A 21,815-nucleotide genomic window follows, 5' to 3' on the forward strand; every position below is an offset into this window, starting at 1 on the left:
AATCCTTTTTTTGTGCTTAAATTTGAGTGTTGAAAGAATTGAAATAAAAATTCAAATGCTAAAATTAAGCTTTAAACTGAACAATACTATTGATTAAACCTGATAAAAATCTCGATACCAATCGACGAATTGCTTAACACCATCATCAACAGATACCGATGGTTTGTATCCGACCATCTGTTCTAAAGCACTACTATCCGCAAAAGTATCCGGCACATCGCCTGGTTGTAATGGAAGTAATTCTAAAATTGCTTCTTTGCCTAAAGCTTTTTCAATAGCATGAATATATTCAATCAATTTTACTGGATTGTTATTGCCGATATTGAAAATACGGAAAGGCGCATAACTGGTCGATGGATCAGGATTTTTGCTGTCCCAATTTGGATCAGGTTGTGCAATTTGATCACTTGAACGAATCACACCTTCCACAATATCTGAAATAAAAGTGAAGTCGCGGGTATGGTTGCCGTGATTGAACACAGGAATAGACTTGTTTTCAATAATGTTCTTGGTGAACTTAAACAAAGCCATATCTGGACGGCCCCAAGGACCATAGACAGTAAAAAAGCGTAAGCCTGTTGTTGGTAAATTGAAGAGATGGCTATAACTGTGCGCCATGAGTTCATTAGCACGTTTGGTTGCCGCATAGAACTGTACAGGATGGTTAACACCATGTTTTTCACTAAATGGCATGGTGGTATTCGCACCATAAACACTACTGGTACTGGCATAGGTTAAATGTGGCGTTTTGGCATAACGGCATGCTTCAATAATATTGGTAAAGCCAATTAAATTACTTTCGACATAGCTCAATGGATTTTCTAATGAGTAACGGACACCAGCTTGTGCAGCCAAATGAATCACACGATCAAATTGATGATCTTGAAAACATTGATCAACGATTACTTTATCAGCAAGATTGGCATGAATAAAAGTGAACGTTTGCTGGGTTTGTGCCGCCGTATCTTTGAGAACTGCTAATCGGGCTTGTTTTAATGCGGGGTCATAGTAATCATTCATATTGTCAAAGCCGACAACATCATCACCACGCTCTAAAAGTTTTTTTGCAACATTGAAGCCAATAAAACCTGCTGCACCTGTGACGAGGACTTTCATTCATCTGCTCCGAAAATATCTCGTGTATAGACTTTATCTAATACATCACTTAAGTCATTAGAAACCCGATTAGCAATAATCACATCACTTTGTTGTTTAAATTGTTCTAAATCATTGACGACTTTGGATTTAAAGAACTCATCTTCTTGTAACGTTGGTTCATAGACAATCACTTCAATTCCCTTGGCTTTGATGCGTTTCATCACACCTTGGATTGCAGACGCTCTAAAATTATCTGAACCACTTTTCATCACTAGGCGATAAATACCAACTTTATTGGGGTTACGTGCAATCACAGAGTCTGCGATAAAGTCTTTACGCGTACTATTTGAGTCAACAATGGCTTGAATCAAATTACTTGGAACGTGATTATAGTTAGCTAAAAGTTGTTTGGTGTCTTTCGGTAGGCAATAGCCACCATAACCAAATGACGGATTGTTATAGTGATTACCAATACGTTGATCTAGACAAACACCATCAATAATTTGATGAGTATCTAAGCCAAAAATTTGCGCATAGGTATCCAGTTCATTGAAATAGGCAACGCGCATAGCGAGATAGGTATTGGCAAATAACTTAATTGCTTCAGCTTCAGTTGCGTCGGTAAATAAAACAGGGCTGTCCTTTTTGATGGCGCCTTCGATCAATAAGTCAGCAAACAGTTTTGCGCGATCAGATTTTTCCCCAACAATAATTCGGGAAGGGTACAAATTGTCATGCAATGCCTTTCCTTCACGTAAAAATTCTGGAGAAAAGATAATATTTTCAGTGTGGAATTTTTCTTTTAAGCTCTTGGTGAAGCCGACAGGGACAGTTGATTTAATCACCATCACTGCATTTGGGTTGACCTCCAAGACTTGCTGAACCACACTTTCGACACTTTGCGTATTAAAATAATTGGTTTTGGTGTCGTAATCCGTTGGGGTCGCAATAATCACAAAATCTGCATTGCGATAAGCTGCTTGATAATCTGTCGTGGCTGTAAAATTTAATGATTTTTCTTTTAAAAATAATGAAATATCCGCATCTTGAATGGGCGATATTTTATTGTTGAGCAAGTTAACCTTAGATTCTAAAATATCTACTGCAACAACTTCATGATGTTGTGCAAATATCATTGAATTGGATAAGCCAACGTAACCTGTTCCAGCGACTGCTATTTTCATAAAAACCTAATATAGAAAATGTGCTTGCAAAAGTTGTATTCAATTTCACTGAGATTTCATTTAAAGATTGCTCAATAAAATATCGAACAATTAAAACGACTATGATCAATGTAAATTGTTAACGCATCATAGCATATTCTCATAAAACAAATTGTTCAGCATATGCAATCGAATACAGTAACTTGGCGATGGTAATGGTATGATATGGGGATTGCTCAGGTGGAAGATTGATGCATGCAGGTCAATGAATCAAATTTACAGTCGAATTTAGTTGAATCAGAACAGAATATCGTTTTGTGTATGAAGTGGGGCAGCAAATATGGTGCTGATTATGTCAATCGCCTATATAACATGGTCAAACGACATACCACAATCGATTTCCAAATGGTGTGTTTGACTGACCGTACAGAAGGTATTAATCCAGAGGTTCAATGCTTTCCAATTCCGCCGTTAGCATTGCCTGAAGGAAGTCCTGAACGTGGATGGAATAAGTTATCGACTTTTGAACCTGACTTATATGGTTTAAAAGGTAATTTATTATTTTTAGATCTTGATGTGGTCATTGTAGACAACATTGATGACTTCTTTAGCTATCCGGGTGAATTCCTCATTATTCACGACTGGAAACGTCCATGGCGTGTGACTGGCAATAGTTCAGTTTATCGTTTTAAGTTAGGTACTTTTCCTGACATCTTGCCTTATTTTCGTGAAAACTTTAAAGAAATTAGTCATAAATTTCGAAATGAACAAGAATATCTGTCTTGGTATGTTGATCAGCAGCAAAAACTCAGCTACTGGCCAAAAGATTGGTGTAAGAGTTATAAATACCATTGTTTGCAAAAGTTACCGCTTGCTTATTTCAAGCCACCAGTTAAGCCACAAGATGCCAAAATTATTATTTTCCATGGGGAAATTAATCCACCTGATGCCGTGACTGGAGGTGGGGGTAAATGGTACCGCTATGTGTTGCCTTCAGACTGGATTAAAGACGCTTGGCAATAATTTTATTTAGATGATTTGAGAACTATATAGATGCAAAACCTTGATATCGTGATTGCTTGGGTCGATGGCAATGATGTTGAGTTAAAACGTAAACGTCAGCAATATCTCACTGGTGGTGATGCCTCAGATGCTGTGAGCGATACACGTTTTGCCAGTAATGATGAGATCTATTACAACATTGCATCTATATTGAAGTATGTGCCTTTTTGCCGTCATATTTTCATTGTTACAGATCATCAGCAGCCTGAGTTTTTAAATGAATTTGTAGCGCAAGGTCTTTGTGATGCAAATAAAATTCGTGTCGTTGATCATCGTGAGATTTTTGCTGGTTATACGCAATTTCTACCTACGTTTAACACTCGGTCAATTGAAAGCATGTTATGGAATATCAACGGGCTTTCAGATTACTTCATCTACTTAAATGATGACTTCTTTTTTAATTCACCCGCTCAAATTGAAGATTTTCTTGAGAGCAATAAAATCGTCACCTATGGGCACTGGAAAAGTTGTTTTAGTTACAAGACCAAGCTGAAATACCGTCAATTTTTAAATCGTAATTTTAATAAACCGATTCAACCCGGTCATGTGATCGCACAAATGCTGGGTGCTGATATTTTAGGCTTTAAAGAATTTTTTGAAATCCATCATTATCCACACAGTGTCGATCGTAAAATTTTAAGTGAATACTTATTGCATCATCCAGACCTATTGGAAACACAGATTAAATATAAATTTAGAAGTGTCGAACAACTAAATCCGATTTCATTGATGAATCATTTAAAGATTCAAAAAAATGAAGCTGTTTTAAAGCCTGATTTAGCTTTGGCTTATTTGAAGAATGCTGAAAGCTTAGCTGCGTTTGTAGACGCATTGAATCAAGACAATATTAAATATGGTTGTATCCAAAGTTTAGATCAACTGAATTCTGAGAATGCTGCACAGGTACGTCGTAAAATGATCGATAAATTATATGATTATTTGCCTAAATCAGTGATTTCAGCCAAAGTTTTATCGTAGGAAGCCAATCATGAAAGTTAAAACATATCTGATCAATTTAGATGGTAGTGATGAGCGGCTTGCTCGCGCAACAGAACAGTTACAGGCGGTAAACTGGGAGTTTGAGCGTTTTTCTGCTTATGATGGCCGTGGCAAAGACTTGTCATCTTTTCAGGATTATGATGATGCGTTAACCCAGCAAACTTTAGGAAGACGTTTACTCAATTCAGAACTGGGTTGTTATCTCAGTCATTATGGCTGCGCTCAGAAATTTTTAGCAAGTGATGCGGATTATCTTGTTGTCTTAGAAGATGATATGAAAATTACAGCTGATTTCAAACAATCTATGGATCAAGTTTTAGCTTATTTAGATTGCCATCAAGCGCTAGATTGGTATTTGGTGAATTTAGCGGCAAAGAAGAAAAAGTTAGCCAAAGATATTACTCAGTTAGGTGACTATTCATTGTGGCATGCTTATTATTTTCCTATTCGTGGTTTGGGTTTAATCTGGTCACGTAAAGGTGCTGAAGCGTTTATTGCACAAGGCAAAACAATTGCCATGCCTGTTGATATCTTTTTTCAAACTTGGCTGAGTAAGAATGGAAAAGGATTAGGTGTTTGGCCTGCTTTTGTTCGCCCAGCAGGTCTAGATAGCGATATTTTAGGTACAGTTGCAACACAAGGAATATCTCGTAAAGAGAAAGAAAATCGTGACCATTCTTATGGTTTTAAGAAGCAAAAACGTATGTGGCGTGATCGGATGTATGCATTTAAACATCTTTATTTTTAAGTGTACAAAGATGTTCTAGTAAATGACGTAATGAATATTTTAAATACTGTATAGTTTAAATTTTATTGGTTCCGCTTTTTTGTAAAAAATATTGGATTTTTTATATGAAAATTTTTAAAAAATTATTTTATTTAGCTAAATTTCATATGATGTACTATTACAAAATTAGACATACCAATCAAAAAATTGATAACGATGCAGGACAACTGATTTTTAATCCTGTTGCTACACCCATTGAATTACCTAAAAAGATATGGATGTATTGGGAAGGTGATTTTCCTGAGTTTGTTGAAAAATGTATTCAAAATACTCAAGCAAAAAATCCATCTTATCAAGTATGTGTACTTAATCCTGAAAATGTCAGCCAGTATAGTGATATTGATTTCTCTTTATTGACGAATGCAACGCCCCAACAAAAGGCTGATTTACTCAGATTTGATCTGTTATATCGGCATGGTGGAATTTGGTTAGATGCCAGTATTATTGTCTATGAAAATCTAGACTGGATTTCTGAATTGATGCAAAAGAATCAGACAGAATGTTTTTCATATTATCGTAAAAAAAATACCACGCAGATCGATTATCCAGTATTGGAAAATTGGTTGTTGGCAACTGTTCAAAATAATGCTTTTTTTAAATATTGGTATGATGAATTATATTTAGCAATTCAACAAACACCCAAACGCTATGTAGAAAATATTCGAAATACCCAAGAGAACAGCAAAGAATTTTTTCAAAGAATTGGTAATTTAGAATATTTAGTCGCCTATGTTGCTTGTCAAAAAGTACTGAGACAATCTTTCCCAAGTATCACCTTAATTAATTGCGATGAAAATGCTTTGTTTTATCAAGTGAAAAATCAGTGGATCAAAGAAAAAATTTTAATTGATTTTGCTATTAATTACCCTCCAACCGAGGCACCTAGATTGTTAAAACTCGCAGGAAAAGAACGAAAAACACTCAGTCATTACTTCTCAAAAAAAATGTATTTTAAAGATAGTTTCCTCGATATTTCTTAGCAAAGTATGTAAGTAAGGGTGATTGCTAGACAAAAAAATAGTAAAATAGATCTATTGCTTATAGTCACATCTCTATGAAAAAAATCGTTATTAGCCTATCGACAGCACTTGAACGTAGACAACATATATTGAGTGAGTTTGGGAAAAAAAATGTAGCTTTTGATTTTTTTGATGCTTTAACGCCAGAGCCTGCTGCTATTTTTGCCCAAGCGCTGAATTTAAATATTGATGAGCAAGCTTTAACCAAAGGTGAGGTTGCTTGTTTTATGAGTCACGCCTATTTATGGAAACAAATGGTTGATGAAAATACCCAGTATATGGCGATATTTGAAGACGATATTTATTTAGGCGAAGACGTCAATGAATTTCTTTCTGATAGTCAATGGATAGATCCAAGTTGGCATCTTATAAAATTAGAAGAATTTACACATAGGACTGCTTTAGGAAAAAAAGTAAAATTTTTTAACGATTTTAATGATAGAGCTATTTTTCAATTAAAGAGTAAAAACCTAGGTACTGCTGGCTATATATTGTCTTTAGACGGTGCAAAAACATTGTTGGGCTACATTCAAACACTAGATAAGTTAATTGCCTTAGATCACTTAATGTTTGAATGTGTGATCACAGAAAATATTTTTTCTGTATATCAAATGAAACCAGCGTTATGTATTCAGGATGTAACCCTGTATTCATGCAAAGATAGTGTTCGGTTTGCAAGCCATTTATATAAAGAGCGTTTGCTGAGAAGAAAATATAATAAGAAGAAGGGGGTAGATAAAATTATTTTAGAACTCTATCGTATATTGCATCAGCTAAAAAGTATCCTATTTTTTAAGTCGGTAGGTTTTAAATAAATCGAGTAATTTATGAAAAATTTCGTTATTAGTTTAAAATCAGCAAAAGACCGTAGAGCTCATATTCTTCAGCAATTTGACGACAAAGATATTCCTTTTTCTTTTTTCGATGCGATTGAGCCTGATTCAATTGTAACCCAAGCAGAAAAAATTAATTTGACACTTTGTCAAAGTGATTTAAGTCAAAATGAATTGGCGTGTTTATTGAGTCATGTTTCACTTTGGCAAAAAGCAATCGACGAAAAAATCCCAGCAATCGCAATTTTTGAAGATGATATTCATCTCGGCCAAGATGCTGAATTGTTTTTAAAAGACTCAAATTGGTTAAGTCATGATATTGTGAAAACTGAAAAAGCCTACGCTAAAGTGGTTCTAGATTTAGATAAAACTAAGGTTTTTAACACTAAAAACTTTTTTTTAAGAAGATTGAGAAAAGCTCATCTGGGTGCTGCAGGTTATATTTTGTCTTACAACGGTGCGATTGAGCTTGTTGAATACTTAAAAAAGCAAGACGTTTTTGACCATGTCGATCAAATGATTTTTAGAAAGTATATTTCGGAACAAAAACTAGGGGTTTATCAATTAACACCTGCATTATGTATTCAAGATTATATATTGAACCCCAATGAGCAAAAATTTACGACAAGCCTTCAATGGCGAGATCAAGTTGTATCTAAACCGACAGGACTGCAAAAAGTTTTGCGAGAAGTCAGTCGGATCTTTATTCAACTTGCTGACCTCCCGTTTAAAACCAAACTCGAATTTATTAGAAGCTCTAAAAATTAATTTATTTAAAATCAATAAATTGAATAGTATGATGGTTTTATAATCGCTTAGTTGTTGTATCATTATTTTTGCACTCATCGAGATGGTTTTTCAGTGAATTTTGTTATTAGTTTAGATTCGGCTCTTGATAGAAGACAGCATATTTATTCAGAGTTTAAAAAGCATTCTGTACCATTTAGTTTTTTTGATGCGGTTACACCTGCAACAACCATAGAAAATGCGAAAAGTGTAGGGATTGAATTAACTCGCACAGGCGTCTTAACACAAGGTGAGATCGCTTGTCTTTTAAGTCATGTATTGCTATGGAAAAAAATTGTCGAACAAAACTTGGAATATATGGCAATTTTTGAAGATGATGTGCATTTTGGAGAAAACCTACAAAAATTTATTGATGATTTTTCATGGATTCCTAAAAATATACATCTTATAAAATTAGAAGCCTTTGATAAAAAAGTGGATCTCTCATTTTTTCCAACAGCTTTAATCAATGATAGGGCATTGTATCAACTTAAAGCGAAGCATCTCGGTGGAGCTGGTTATATCTTATCAAGAGAAGCTGCAGAATATTTTCTGGCATCTATTCGTAATATGCCTGAGTTAGTTCCAGTTGATCACATATTATTTGGTTGTCATGTGAAATATGCAAAGTATAAGGCTTATCAAATGGTGCCAGCAATTTGTGTTCAGGATTTTTATTTACATAAGAAATATGACAATTTTCCGAGTCATTTAGAGAATGAGCGTGCTATTCGCCACGAATCTGACAGGATTGAGCAACATCGGCAGAAAGAAGCAATGACTATACTCAGTAAAATTCAGAGAGAAGTTTTACGATTATTTCATCAAATTTTCAAATTATCGGCATATCGATCTATAAAATTTAAATGAATTTAATTTTCATTGCTGCATCAAAATCATTGGCCACTTGAATTTGTCTAGAATTATTGAGGAAAAGAGATAGCGTCTTGGATATTTTTATAATAACGCTCTGTATTCGCCAGTTTTAGCATTTCTTTAGAACAAGACAGGATATAAGATGTAGTATCTTTACCAGACTATAATCTAGGCATAAGTAAAATTTAGGATTTAAAGCATATTTTGGAGTGCAAGTTGCACTGATGATTGCAAAAATAAATAGTTTGCGTCATTAGCATTGTGTATTGATTTAATTTTAGACTATTTATACAAATGAGGCCCATCCTCTAACTTTCTAAATTTTTTATAGCAGGATAAATACGGCCAGACTCTTTTGAAAAATGATCAAGAGGTTGACTGAAAATACTTGAGTTCAGTTTTTGAAACAATATTTTAGTTCAGGATTTATTTTTAAATCAGAAGTTAATTAAATCAAGATCAAAAATAAGCTTTGATCTTATTTACAAAATCAAAGCTTATTAGGACGCATAACAGCGTTGTTATAAAAGCTATGGTTCGTCTGAAGAAGATAAAAACTGTTTGAGTACTTTATATTTAGCCTGTTGAGTAAAGTACTCTTCAGATGATAATGAACCAAAAACAGATAAGTGGCGACCATCCAAAGAATAGGGAATACTTTCTTTTGCCATATGATTTGGTTTAAACAAATCAGCTTGAGTGAGCAATAACGTATTTGGATAGCGCTGAGTCATGTCTGTGATGTGCTGTAGTGCATTTCTTTGCTGTTTCGCTTTAACATTATCAAAATAATTATTGAGGTTGAAATTTCGATGTAACCACAATGATCTTTTGTATAAAAGGCTAATGTTTGCATCAAAGGCATAAGGTTCGGACATCACAATAACTTTCTTATGAGATTGATTGGCGAGCTTTAGCAAATTCTCAAAGCTCTGTTCTTGATGCTGTTGTACAATATCGGACCAGCGACCTGCAAATATTAATACATTGTATTGATCTATATTGTTTTTTAAGTAGTCTCGGTTCAGCATGCATTGCTGGTAGGCAGTAGAGTTTTTGTCCCCTGTAAATTGTTTATCTATACTCGGATAACACCAATTTGTAGTAATTGCATGGATATTTAAGTTGAGTTCTTTACCAAGAAAATGCCAAAAGGGAATATTATGCCCTGCAAAAGAATCGCCAAATAAAAGCACGGGTTGAGCATCAGCTTGCTTCGATCCAATATGACATTCAAGACCTTTTTGACCCACCTTAAGACTGTGATCGTCTTTAATATTATAAAAACACCAGCCATTGGAAACTTTTGGCATTTCAAGTTTTTCATTGTGTTTTAAATATAGAGAATCTGCGCGACTTTTTACACCATCCTTGTTGATGTATGAATAGAGCATAGATGCAGAAATAAGAAGAATAAAGAATAGTAAATAGCAGTAATATACTTTGATATTGACTAAATATTTTCTTGAGCTTTCAATATATTTATAGCTTAACCAACCTAAAATAAAAGAGATTAGAATCGCTAAACTAATATTGACGAAGTTTTTTTCAAAGAAAAAATATCCAAGTAAAAAGGCAACAGGCCAATGCCACAAATAAATAGAGTAAGAGGCACTGCCTATATTTTGAATTAATTTAAATTTGGTGAAAATTGAATTTTGTTGATTGGCAATAAGAATCAACATCGTTCCAACTACAGGAACTAATGCGTTATAACTTGGCCATATTGTATCTTGACCAAACAGAACTAAACTGAGTGCAATGCATGAGAAACCAACAATTTCAAAAAAATACTTTATCGGTTGGGTTGGTGTATACGTTCTAAAATAATAATAAGCCAAGCCACCAGCAAGCAATTCCCAAGCACGAGAGCTGAGCTTAAAAAAAGCATAGATGGAGTCTTTAGATGAGATATAAATCGAAAAGCTTAAAGATGAAATACATAATAAGATTAAAAATATCCCTAAGAATTTTTTATTTTGAATAATTTTAAAATATAAATAAACAAGAATAGGAAATAATATATAAAATTGCCATTCTACTGATAAAGACCAAGTATGCAGTAAGGCTTTATCATGCGAGCTTACAGCAAAATAATCACCTGCTTGACGATAATATAAGTCATTGGATAAAAAACTTAGACTATATTTTGCATCTTTAGCAAATAGCTTAAAATCTTCTGGGATGAAAAAAAACCATCCACAAACCGTCATAGCCAGTACGACAAAAAATAGTGCAGGAAAAATCCGTGTGATTCGCGCTAAATAAAAGTTTATAAAAGAGAAACTGTTTCTTTCAAGGTTCTCAATAATAATTTTGGTCATTAGATAACCAGAAATAACAAAGAAAACATCGACGCCTAAAAAACCAGCAGAAAATCCTGAAACCCCGAAATGGAACAGAATGACAAGTATTACGGCATAGGCGCGGAGCCCATTGATATCATCACGAAAATTTTTGGTTTGCATATTAAAAACGAATTAGGAGCTAAGGTGAATCCAAGTTTTATAAAAGCTTTGGATCTAATTTCTCGAACGACTCTATCGCACTCTTAAGTGAAAGATTGTAAACTTTAATATTCTGCTTGTTTAAAAAGTGCGAGGCAGCGTCAAATGCTGGAAATATTTCAGTTAAGTATTGATTGAGCATTGTCGGTTGTTTGTTGGTACTCTTTTCATAAAAACGTGGCTGATTAAAGTTATTCATGTCTAAACCGGCCAAATAAATTTCTTGATAAGATAGGGCATAAACAATCTGTAAAGCAACATATGGCACTGTGAAATAGTCAAAAATGGCATCATGGATATGCTGAGAAAATCCTTTATTTCCTTCTAAGTAAAAATAGTTCTGGTGAGGGTTGATGGTAATACGTGGCCCTAAAAATCGTTCAACTTTACCTTCTGTAATCGTTTCAATGACTTTAATTTGGCATTTAATTTGATCAGGATGAATTTTTCTGAAAATTATATCAAGACAGCGGGGTGTGGTGAAAAAAGTACATTGGCTCTGAAGTACTTTGAGCACTAAATCAAAACGGTTTTGAGTAAAATTATGATCGATAATGACATAATATTTAAATTGAACATGATCTAATGAAATTGATCCATTAACACCTATATAATCAATATCTTGCTTTTGAAATACGTCTGCTGGATATTTCTGAATAGAGGGTCCTGTTGCAATCAACATGCTTTTTTTACAAGCACTTGTTGGCATGACTGAATTATCGACAACAAGTTTCTTGCGAAAATAAATCTGATCAATTCCACCAAATTTATTTCTTTTTACAGAATAATAAGGCCAGTATCTGCGATTATGTCGGTATGTTTTAGGGTGGCTATGTTTATAAATTAATTTATATATATTTCTTAAAATAAAATTTGAAAACAGCAATTGAATCGATTGTGGTACTTTATAGTTCATATAGCGTCGTAATGAGAAAATGAGTGAAGATGGAAATTGTCTATTCGACAATTTATCCATCTAAAGTGAATGTAGATTTTTTAAATTTAGCTTTAATTTTACGTATTTGCTTGTTCAACCAATTGGTTTCTTGATCTGGACGAGTCACTTTATTACCGTGGTAATTAATTTGACTTGCTTTTGAAAAAGTTCCAAAAGGTTCAATTAAATAATTTTCAGGTCTATATCCCAGCTCCAGTGCTTCTGCATAGTATTGATCAAATAATTCAACTAAATCTTGACGAGGATGAGGCATAATTTTTCCATCAAACCAATGCTTTTGATTCATTTCAGCAAGACGTGGAATCGCATACTTATGACTAAATTGAGTTCCCATGTCTGAATAATGTAATACTTTAATTTGTTCGATCGCTAAATCTTCACCATCAATATTGTTGTAAGAATCTTGGTAAGGTTCAACTAACTCAGGCTTTTCTTTGATAAGGCGCATTAAATTCTTATGACTTTCTAGATTGTTACGGATCTCATCAAGTGGTGGGAGATATTGTTTAGCTTTTTCACAATCCCATACGCAAGTACATAAACGTGCTGAACTTTTCCCACCTTTCGCAATAACAATTGCATCATTATTCATCGGGTGTGACCAAAGTTCTGCAATATCACAGAGCACGATCACATCTGCATCCATATAAATCGCACGGCCTTTGAAGTCACATAACTCAGGTATTGCCCAGCGGAAACCTGAAAAAGGTGTTGCCCACTTTTCTGTAGACCATCCTTTACCTGTGTCTTGATTGCTGTACCATGGACTATTTATGTCATGACTAAGTTGCATCCAAATAATTTCAACATTATGCTGTGTATGTTTACGAACACTGTGTTCTAATACCATAAGTTGTTCAAGGTCACAGTTATTGGGATCGCAACCTACAAAAATTTTAATGTTTTCAGTAATCATTATTTATAGCCCCTAAAATCACATTTATTAGAGTGGTGCCATATAGTATATCGCTAAATGCGATTAAATTAAATGAACATTAATCTTTATCGTGGAGTCGATCTCAAAATTAAATTTATAAGTAATTGTTGTAAGAGTTTTTATGAAAAATTTTGTTATTAGTTTATCAACGGCTCAAGAGCGCCGTAAGCACATCGATGCTGAATTTGCAAAACAAGAAGTAGATTTTGAATTTTTTGATGCGATTACACCTGCGAATATAGATATCGCGACATCTCAACTTGGGATGGTCGGGTATACAACAAATTTACATCAAAATGAAGTGAGTTGCTTACTCAGTCACATGTTGTTGTGGAAAAAAGCCATAGATGAGCAACTTGATTATATTGTAATTTTTGAAGATGATATTTATTTAGGTGAGCATGCAAAAGATTTTTTATTGGATGATGCATGGATTCCAAAAGAATGCTCAGTGATCAAGTTGGAAGTCTTTTATAAAAAAATTGGTGTGGCGTTAAAACAACAAAACCTTTCAGCTCCCAATGCGCGTAAGCTATTGTTATTACGCGAGGCGCATATGGGATGTGGTGGTTATATCTTATCCCTAGATGTAGCAAAAAAATTACTCAGTTTTATCGTTGAATCAAAAGTATTGATTCCAGTCGATCACTTTTTATTTAGAGAGTGCCCTGAGCTTGAAGTGTACCAACTTAGCCCGGCATTATGTATTCAAGATATGATCTTGAGGAGAGGTAATACACAATTTCCCAGTGCCTTAGAGGATGTTAGAAATCTCAGAAAAGGTAAGTCTCTAAAAAAAGAAAACTTGAAATTCAGTGCTAAATTGAAAAAAGAATGTTCACGAATTTTTAGAAAAATTCAAAAAATGTTGATTACGCTGACAAAGTTTAGACAGGGTATTCGGGTTGTGAAAATAAAATTCCGTTAAAATTTAATATTTAGATATGATTTTGAGTATTGATTGGCGGTAAGGATTTGCTTATTTATACAAATTCCTGCCACCCTCTAACTTCCTAAATCGTTTATAACCCCATAAATACTGTTCAGGAGCGATGTTAATCATTCGCTCCATTTCTTTGTTCAAGGTATCGACAGAAAGCTGTAAATCTTTAGAATTAATATCTTGAGATAGTGCCGTAAAATGTATATCAAAACCTGAGAAATCAGGGCGACGGACACAAGTTAAACCTACAACTGAACATTGGGTTTTTGCAGCAAGCTTTGAAAGCAAAGTTGAAGAAAATGCTTTTTGCCCATAAAACTCAGAATAAATACCGCCAGACTCTTTGGGAATATGGTCAGGAAGGATAGCGGTAAATCCACCTTGTTTTAAATGTTTAAATAAGGCACGTACACCAGTATCATCAGTAGGTACCAATGTTGCATTTAAGCGTTGGCGAGACTCTAGCATAAACTGATCTAAGTCTTTATTTCGACTCGGCTTATACATGATAACGGGATGAGTATGTTGATTGATCCACGCATTCATGAGTTCCCACGCCCCAAAATGAGGGACCACACCAATACTACCATTGGGATTCTTTAATGCATTGAGAAAAATCTCAGCATTATAGACCTGCTTAATTTGTGCTAAGGCGAACTCTGGAGAAGATCCCCAAATTTTAATTGACTCTGCATAAGTCATACATTGACTTTTTAAACTGGCCTTAATCAGTTGATTACGTTGTTGTTCATCAAGCTCAGGATATGCCGCAGTTAAATTCAATTCAGTGGTGCGTTTTGCTGAAGAATTACTCATAAACAATAAATTCCCGACACCTCTAGCAATACTTTGTATCATACCTAGAGGTAATCGAGAGAAAGTTTTAAGTAGCTTATACATTTAATGAATATTAGTCGCGGTCAGCATTGCCTTTCAACACCAAGTAAATCAGTGCCGAAATAATAAAGAAACCAGCAATAAAACTGCTCATGCTGAAATATAAAATACGTTGATAAGTATCTAAATTAAACAACTGATGGCTTAGGATATAACGCATAAATCCCCATTGAACCACTGAAAATACAATGATAATAATTGTATGACGAAGTACATTAGGTCGCATAGCCATAGGTTTTCACCTCAAAAGTTAACAGCGATAGTATGCCATTTATGAGAACTTATCTCAATTAGAACCTATCGAAATAAAATATATACGCAAAACAGAAAACCCTGCATAGCGCAGGGTTTTCGATCAAACAGCTAAAAATTATTTAGCTTCTTCAGCTTTCGGTTTTTCGCGTAAACGAATACCTAAGTCACGCAATTGATTTGGTTCAACTGGCGCAGGTGCTTGAGTTAATGGACACTCAGCCGTTTTAGTTTTCGGGAAAGCAATCACGTCACGGATAGATGATGAGCCTGTCATCAACATCACTAAACGGTCTAAACCGAATGCTAAACCACCATGAGGAGGTGCACCGAATTTTAAAGCATTTAATAAGAAACTGAATTTTTCTTCAGCTTCTTGTTCGCCAATACCTAAAGCTTCAAAAATGGCTTTTTGCATTTCTAAAGTATAGATACGCAATGAGCCACCACCGATTTCAGTACCATTCAATACCATATCGTAAGCAACAGAAAGTGCTGCACCAGGATTGCTTTTCACTTCTTCAACACTTGATTTTGGCAGTGTGAACGGATGGTGAACAGAGGTCCATTTACCATCATCAGTTTCTTCAAACATTGGGAAATCAACAACCCAAAGTGGCGCCCACTCGGTTGTTGACATGTTCATGTCGTGACCGATCTTGATACGTAAAGCACCCATTGCATCATTTACAACTTTGGCTTTATCGGCACCAAAGAATACGATGTCGCCATTTTCAGCACCAACACGCTTTAACAAATCAAGCACGATTGGTTCGATGAATTTAACGATAGGTGATTGAAGACCTTCGATGCCTTTTTCAAGTTCATTGACTTTAATATAAGCCAAGCCTTTCGCGCCATAAATTCCAACGAATTTAGTGTATTCATCAATTTGGCTACGTGGCAGTGAACCTGCTCCTGGTACACGAAGTGCAACAATACGGCCTTTAGGATCTTTTGCTGGACCGGCAAATACTTTGAACTCAACGTCTTGCATCATGTCAGCAACGTCTACAAGTTTCAAAGGGATACGTAAGTCTGGTTTGTCAGATGCATAATCACGCATAGCATCTGCATAAGTCATACGTTGGAATTTGTCGAATTTCACGCCAAGAAGTTCATTGAACATCTTAACGGTCATGCCTTCCATCAAATCCATAATATCATCATCGTTTAAGAACGATGTTTCGATGTCGATTTGAGTAAATTCTGGTTGACGATCTGCACGTAAATCTTCATCACGGAAACATTTTGCGATTTGGTAATAACGGTCTACACCACCAACCATCAACAATTGTTTAAACAATTGTGGTGATTGCGGAAGCGCATAAAAGCTACCATTTGAAACACGGCTAGGTACTAAATAGTCACGCGCACCTTCAGGTGTTGCACGTGTCAAGATTGGTGTTTCAACATCCAAGAAGCCATGTTCATCTAAGTAGTTACGAATTAACGTCGTTACTTTAGAACGGAAACGTAAGCGATCAATCATTTCTGGACGACGAATATCGAGGAAACGATATTTCAGACGGATTTCTTCAGAAATATTGGCATTTTCATCATTCAATGGGAATGGTGGCGTTTCAGATGCAGCAAGAACTTCGATTTCTTTACCTAAAACTTCGATTTGACCACTCACCATATTGGCATTTTCAGTGCCTTCATAGCGACGACGTACACGTCCTACAATTTTTAATACATATTCTGAACGTGCTTTATCCGCAGTTGCAAATGCTTCTGGGGTATCTGGATCGATGACGACTTGAACGAGACCATCACGATCACGCATATCAAGGAAAATCACCCCACCGTGGTCACGGCGACGATGTACCCAGCCGCAAAGCGTTACAGTCTGGTCAATTTGAGCTTCGGTTAAAGAACCGCAATAATGAGTTCGCATCATAGCGTTAAAAATCCAACTATATGGGTTAAGGAAGCGAGTACGTAAACAGCGCATCGCCTAAAAATGTAATGTGAGATTATGCCTCTTTGAGCGGTGAGTCACAAGGACTTGGGCTAAAAACTAGCGCATTGCCGAATAAATTTAAGCTGATTTCGATAAAGTTTCAGTGACTGAAACGGCAAATAGAGTATCATTCAAAATATTTTTTATAATTCAAATAATGAAACAATAGACAACCTAAAGTGAAACAAAGGATTGAACCTTGGGTAAAAAATTTCATAAATAAACCAATCAGTACATATAGATCAGTTTGTTGTGGAACGACGCCTGTACTTTTGGCAACATACACATAATATAAGCAACCACTAAAAAATGAGATTGCAAATAAGCTTATACAGAAAAAATTTACTTTAATATTAAGTATTTGACGGGCTCTATATTTAGAAAAGTAATGCAAACCCATCCACATTAAAAACGGTAAAGCCGCAGCGGAGCAGCCGATTTGTAGGACTTTATGCATCGGATAAATACGATCAAACATACTGACGGGTTGCGCTAAAAATTCTTTAAATGCGAAAGTTCGAAAATCTAAATGGGTTAAACCATCCCAAATAATATGGGTTGCTGTACCTAAGATAATCGCCAATACCATCCAAATTAGAAATTGAAAAAAAGTTGAAAAAGAAACAATGTTTAATGGTTTTTGAATGCCTAAAAACTTAAATAATAATGGGCGATATAAGCTATACCAAAGTAAGCAGAACAGTAATCCCACCAATAAATCAGGATAGATAATTCCTTTAAACTGATGATTTAAATAAATTTCAGTTTTAACCAATACTCTATACAAATCTGGTGTCATTGTGCCAATCGCGAGTGCTGCAATCGGCAAGCGATTTCCTGAAAGTTTGGACAAAGGTGGCGCTAAAACAGTATGTGAAAGTGTAAAGGGCATTGAAAATAGGTTATTAAAACTTATATTAGGAAATTATTCGTTAATTTGTTGTTTACATCAATGAATTAAATGTAATTTCAAAGTAGAATATTACAAAAAATTGAGTAGATCTAAAGTGTCAATGTTTGAAAGTTATTCTTTAATGATAAAAAATAATAAATTTATTTTTTTAATATCTATCCTTTTTGTTATTGTATTTGCGCATTATATTTTTAATGATAATTTTCGGCATTGGAATATTTCCATTGTTTTAATTTTACTTTTTACCTATTTTGGGATTAAAGGGGAAGTTATAAAACCAAATTTTTATCTGATTGCATTTTGTTGTATTGGTTTTATAAGTACTACTGTATTAAATCAGTCACTTTTTCGACTTGATTCAGTTCCGCATAATCTATTGAGTACGTATAAGCATATTATTAACCAGTATATTTGGTTTATTCCATTCATTTTTTTACCGACAATTTATTATAAAAGTAATTTTAATGCTGAGTGTTTTTATCGAATATTGTTTTTTATATTGTTTTTGTTGACCCCCTACTTATTGTATTGGGGGGTAATGTTACAGTTTGATCGCGGCCTGTTTAGTATTTTCTTTAATCCAGTGATTAGTTATGATATCGGCTTTATTTCGCTCACAATACTTTTGCTATGTTATTCATTTTATTTAAAAGGTAAACAATCTTATTTATATTTGGTGACCAGCTTACTCTGTATGTTTCTTTTAATCCTTCATGGAACTAGAGGAGCATGGCTGGGTTTGCTATTTGTATTGGGCTTTTTAGTTCTTTTCTATACTAAAACTCAATTCAAAAAAATCATTTTGATGCTGGGTTTGGTTGTTTGTTTTATTGGCATAAATATGGCTATACCAAACTCACCACTGCTAAAAAGAGTTGAAAACTTTCAATCTGATTCACTCAATATTCGTAATAATAATTATCAAAATAGTTCGGGAATTAGATTATTCCTTTGGAATAATTCAGTGGAAATGTTTAAAACCTCACCTTTTACAGGAATCGGAATGTATGAAATAGAAGCTGAAAATTGCCGTTTATATGAACGAGGGGATTTACCACATTGTTTTCAGCACATGCATAGCATCTACTTCCATGAATTAGCAGCAAATGGTTTGATTGGATTTATTGGTTTATTGATGACATTTTTGACTGCTTTGGTTTTTTTTATAAAGCATATCTTTGCTAAAAATTTGCTAATTCAAAACTTAGCAATCACTGGTACAGCGTTCGTAATCTATTATATGTGTAGCGGTCTTACGGAATATTATTTATTTTTTCAAAATACGACCTATGTGTTCTATTGGGTGACTGCTTCTCTTATGAGCTTTATTTTGATCAATAAGCTAATGAAAGAAAAATAAATTTAATTTTAAATGCAAAGGAAATCAGTTTTGATTTCCTTTTTTTATTGCAAAAATATTGAAATGTTATAATATAACATAATTCAAAAATATTGAGCTTTGAGAGCAATCGCATGTCCTTTACCAAAAGTGCCCTAACACTTTCCATTTCTGCAGTTATTTCAACTTCTATTTGGGCGGAAGATCAAACCAATACTGAAAAAAATCCACAACAATTAGAAACGATCACAGTTGTTGGTCATCCCTTGGTTCGTTCAAGTCAAGATTTTGGTGTTGCAGATGAAACTGTTTCACGTGAAAAACTACAACAAGCTGGCACGACCTTAGGCGAAGCGCTCAAAGATGAATTAGGGGTCTATTCCAATACCTTCGGGGCGGGTTCTAGTCGCCCTGTAATTCGTGGGCAAGAGGGTGCACGGGTTAAAGTGACTCAGAACGCAACAGAGACAATGGATGTTTCAAGCTTGTCACCCGATCATGCCGTCACTGTAGATCCGCAGCTGGCACAAAAAATTGAAGTCATTCGTGGACCATCAACATTATTATATGGGGCTGGGTCTGTGGGTGGCTTAGTCAATGTGGTTGACAGCAAGATTCCGACAGCAATGCCTGAAAATGGTTATGAAGGCAATGTTGGTCTGCGTTATAACACGGGCAACGACGAAAAAATGGCACATGCTGGGGTGACTGTTGGATTAGGTTCAAATGTTGCATTACGTGTAGAAGGCTTAAAACGTGACGCCAATGATTACATTACCCCGAACTATATCGTAACAGAAGAGCATGGTGATCATGCTCATAGTACGAAAGAGCGTCGAGTTGGCAATACATTTTCAGAGTCTGAAAATGTAAATGTGGGCTTATCTTGGATCGGTGAACGTGGTTTTGCGGGTGTGTCTTATAGCAATCGCCAAGATCAATACGGTTTACCTGGGCATAGCCATGAATATGAGTCATGCCATTTACATGGCTTATCACTGCATTGTGGTGGGCACGATGATGACGATCATTCTGGTCATGACCATGATCATGGTGAAGAAGACCATGATCACGCTGAAGCAGGGCCATGGATTGATATGAAAACAGAACGTTATGATTTCCGTTCTGAGCTCAATGAACCTTTTGCTGGCTTTAAAAAACTTCGTGCACAAGCAAGTTATACCGACTATCAACATGATGAAATTGAAGGAAGTACAGCAATGACAACCTTCAAGAGCAACGGTTATGAAGGTCGTGTTGAGTTGTTACACAATCCGATTGCTGCTTGGGAAGGCGTGTGGGGTGTCCAAGCCAGCCAGCAAAAATTAGATATCACAGGTGAAGAAGCGGTTCTTGCACCAAATAAAACCCAAAAATATAGTGTATTTGGCTTAGAGCATCGCCAATTTGGTGATTTTCATGTGGAATTAGGGACTCGTTTTGATCATCAAACAGTGGATGTCGATTCAGATCAAAAAGACTTTGATGGTAATGCATTCTCATATTCGGGTGCTGTGAATTGGGCATTTGCACCAAATTACACGCTCTCTTTAACGGGTTCTCATCAAGAGCGATTGCCTTTAGCACAAGAACTTTATGCTGATGGAAAGCATTATGCGACCAACACTTATGAATTGGGCAATCAAGACTTAAATAAAGAGAAGTCAAATAATGTGGAATTAGGTCTTCATTATGACAATGACAAGTTGAGCTATCATGTACATGTCTATCAAAATTGGTTTGATAACTACATTTATGCCAAAACTTTGGATCAATACGAAAACTTCCGTTTGATCAAATATAGTCAAGATAAAGCCAAGTTCTATGGGACAGAAGGTGAAGTCGCTTATCAGTGGAATGATGTATATAAAACCAGTCTGTTTGGTGACTATGTACGCGGTAAAATTGAAAATGAAAATGCACCGCGTGTTCCTGCTGGTCGTTTAGGCGCTCGTGTAAATGCTGAGTTTGATGAGCGTTGGTCTGGTTCAGCAGAATATTCACATGTGTTTAATCAAGATAAATTTGCGTCTTATGAACAAGAAACCAAAGGTTATAACATGGTGAACCTAGGCGTTGCTTATCAGTATCCTTTGGCCAACAAACAAGAAGCGAAAGTATTCTTTAAAGCCAACAACCTGTTGGACGAGAAGATTTATGAACACACTTCTTTCTTATCGAATATTCCGCAAATTGGACGTAACTTTGTCATAGGTATGGACTATAAGTTCTAATTATTTGCAATCATTCACCAAATCGTTATTGAAAAATAAAGGAATTCGACCTAGGCTCTAAGGGTCTGCCAATACTTCATCTGTATTTGCGACAACGAGTGTTTTTTAGAGGATACAAGGCATGAGCTATGAAATTTAGTGATCTAAATGAGTAGGTCATAACGATGTAGCATCAAAAAACACTCTAGTCGTCTCTGCTGTGCCTTGCGCTGCAAACAAAGCAGTGCTTTGTTTTTTGCTCAGGGT

At 35.2% G+C, this 21,815-nt stretch carries 19 protein-coding genes; 10 read left to right on the forward strand and 9 right to left on the reverse strand.

The window, feature by feature from the left end; genetic code table 11:
- Positions 1 to 93: 93 nt before the first annotated feature.
- Both AC07U8_RS03260 and AC07U8_RS03265 read right to left on the reverse strand, forming a co-directional pair.
- The gene (locus tag AC07U8_RS03260) at positions 94 to 1,116 is read right to left on the reverse strand and encodes an NAD-dependent epimerase (RefSeq protein ID WP_494737308.1); all 1,023 of its coding nucleotides are present in this window, start codon (positions 1,114 to 1,116) and stop codon (positions 94 to 96) included.
- A complete protein-coding gene (locus tag AC07U8_RS03265) occupies positions 1,113 to 2,282 on the reverse strand; it encodes a nucleotide sugar dehydrogenase (protein WP_004723131.1) in 1,170 nt (389 codons plus the stop codon). The genes AC07U8_RS03260 and AC07U8_RS03265 overlap by 4 nt, the downstream gene beginning before the upstream one ends.
- A 234-nt stretch (positions 2,283 to 2,516) precedes the next feature.
- On the opposite strand from AC07U8_RS03265, the gene AC07U8_RS03270 reads away from it, so the two are divergent.
- The 7 genes from AC07U8_RS03270 (at position 2,517) to AC07U8_RS03300 (ending at position 8,617) form a co-directional block, all read left to right on the forward strand.
- Positions 2,517 to 3,284, forward strand: a complete 768-nt coding sequence (locus AC07U8_RS03270; protein ID WP_004723130.1) for a hypothetical protein — start codon at positions 2,517 to 2,519, stop codon at positions 3,282 to 3,284.
- A gap of 30 nt (positions 3,285 to 3,314) precedes the next feature.
- Positions 3,315 to 4,301 carry a capsular polysaccharide biosynthesis protein gene (locus AC07U8_RS03275; RefSeq protein ID WP_494737309.1) on the forward strand — a complete coding sequence of 329 codons (987 nt, stop codon included), beginning with the start codon at positions 3,315 to 3,317 and terminating at the stop codon, positions 4,299 to 4,301.
- A gap of 10 nt (positions 4,302 to 4,311) precedes the next feature.
- Positions 4,312 to 5,070, forward strand: a complete 759-nt coding sequence (locus AC07U8_RS03280; protein ID WP_494737310.1) for a glycosyltransferase family 25 protein — start codon at positions 4,312 to 4,314, stop codon at positions 5,068 to 5,070.
- A 104-nt stretch (positions 5,071 to 5,174) separates the two neighbouring features.
- The gene (locus AC07U8_RS03285; RefSeq protein WP_209826838.1) at positions 5,175 to 6,089 is read left to right on the forward strand and encodes a glycosyltransferase family 32 protein; all 915 of its coding nucleotides are present in this window, start codon (positions 5,175 to 5,177) and stop codon (positions 6,087 to 6,089) included.
- A 74-nt stretch (positions 6,090 to 6,163) separates the two neighbouring features.
- Complete coding sequence (locus AC07U8_RS03290; protein ID WP_494737311.1) at positions 6,164 to 6,943, forward strand: glycosyltransferase family 25 protein; 780 nt, start codon at positions 6,164 to 6,166, stop codon at positions 6,941 to 6,943.
- Positions 6,944 to 6,955: 12 nt separating this feature from the next.
- Positions 6,956 to 7,729: a glycosyltransferase family 25 protein gene (locus tag AC07U8_RS03295; RefSeq protein WP_494737312.1), complete on the forward strand. Its 774-nt coding sequence runs from the start codon at positions 6,956 to 6,958 to the stop codon at positions 7,727 to 7,729.
- 93 nt (positions 7,730 to 7,822) lie between these two features.
- Positions 7,823 to 8,617 carry a glycosyltransferase family 25 protein gene (locus AC07U8_RS03300; RefSeq protein ID WP_270382577.1) on the forward strand — a complete coding sequence of 265 codons (795 nt, stop codon included), beginning with the start codon at positions 7,823 to 7,825 and terminating at the stop codon, positions 8,615 to 8,617.
- A 536-nt stretch (positions 8,618 to 9,153) separates the two neighbouring features.
- Here AC07U8_RS03300 and AC07U8_RS03305 read toward each other — a convergent pair.
- Genes AC07U8_RS03305 through AC07U8_RS03315 form a run of 3 tightly spaced genes read right to left on the reverse strand, consistent with a single transcriptional unit; the run spans position 9,154 to position 13,004 of the window.
- Positions 9,154 to 11,091, reverse strand: coding sequence for an acyltransferase family protein (locus AC07U8_RS03305; protein WP_494737313.1), 1,938 nt, complete (start codon positions 11,089 to 11,091; stop codon positions 9,154 to 9,156).
- A gap of 37 nt (positions 11,092 to 11,128) precedes the next feature.
- Complete coding sequence (locus AC07U8_RS03310) at positions 11,129 to 12,046, reverse strand: WaaZ-like lipopolysaccharide core biosynthesis protein (RefSeq protein WP_096735472.1); 918 nt, start codon at positions 12,044 to 12,046, stop codon at positions 11,129 to 11,131.
- 52 nt (positions 12,047 to 12,098) lie between these two features.
- Positions 12,099 to 13,004 (reverse strand): glycosyltransferase, encoded by a 906-nt coding sequence (locus tag AC07U8_RS03315; protein WP_494737314.1) that lies wholly within the window; start codon positions 13,002 to 13,004, stop codon positions 12,099 to 12,101.
- Positions 13,005 to 13,146: 142 nt separating this feature from the next.
- On the opposite strand from AC07U8_RS03315, the gene AC07U8_RS03320 reads away from it, so the two are divergent.
- Positions 13,147 to 13,953, forward strand: a complete 807-nt coding sequence (locus tag AC07U8_RS03320) for a glycosyltransferase family 25 protein (RefSeq protein ID WP_494737315.1) — start codon at positions 13,147 to 13,149, stop codon at positions 13,951 to 13,953.
- 51 nt (positions 13,954 to 14,004) lie between these two features.
- On the opposite strand, the gene AC07U8_RS03325 is transcribed toward AC07U8_RS03320, so the two are convergent.
- From AC07U8_RS03325 to AC07U8_RS03340, 4 genes are all read right to left on the reverse strand, one after another.
- Positions 14,005 to 14,868: a lysophospholipid acyltransferase family protein gene (locus AC07U8_RS03325; RefSeq protein WP_096733148.1), complete on the reverse strand. Its 864-nt coding sequence runs from the start codon at positions 14,866 to 14,868 to the stop codon at positions 14,005 to 14,007.
- Positions 14,869 to 14,878: 10 nt separating this feature from the next.
- Positions 14,879 to 15,097 (reverse strand): hypothetical protein, encoded by a 219-nt coding sequence (locus AC07U8_RS03330; RefSeq protein WP_004723114.1) that lies wholly within the window; start codon positions 15,095 to 15,097, stop codon positions 14,879 to 14,881.
- A 138-nt stretch (positions 15,098 to 15,235) separates the two neighbouring features.
- Positions 15,236 to 17,020, reverse strand: a complete 1,785-nt coding sequence (gene aspS, locus AC07U8_RS03335) for an aspartate--tRNA ligase (protein WP_494737316.1) — start codon at positions 17,018 to 17,020, stop codon at positions 15,236 to 15,238.
- Positions 17,021 to 17,210: 190 nt separating this feature from the next.
- Positions 17,211 to 17,975 carry a DUF4184 family protein gene (locus AC07U8_RS03340; protein WP_494737317.1) on the reverse strand — a complete coding sequence of 255 codons (765 nt, stop codon included), beginning with the start codon at positions 17,973 to 17,975 and terminating at the stop codon, positions 17,211 to 17,213.
- 559 nt (positions 17,976 to 18,534) lie between these two features.
- On the opposite strand from AC07U8_RS03340, the gene AC07U8_RS03345 reads away from it, so the two are divergent.
- Positions 18,535 to 19,356: an O-antigen ligase family protein gene (locus AC07U8_RS03345; protein ID WP_494737318.1), complete on the forward strand. Its 822-nt coding sequence runs from the start codon at positions 18,535 to 18,537 to the stop codon at positions 19,354 to 19,356.
- Positions 19,357 to 19,469: 113 nt separating this feature from the next.
- Positions 19,470 to 21,569 carry a zinc piracy TonB-dependent receptor ZnuD gene (gene znuD / locus AC07U8_RS03350; RefSeq protein ID WP_494737319.1) on the forward strand — a complete coding sequence of 700 codons (2,100 nt, stop codon included), beginning with the start codon at positions 19,470 to 19,472 and terminating at the stop codon, positions 21,567 to 21,569.
- Positions 21,570 to 21,815: the final 246 nt, after the last annotated feature.

The organism is Acinetobacter sp. GW821-FHT01E09 (assembly GCF_059422385.1).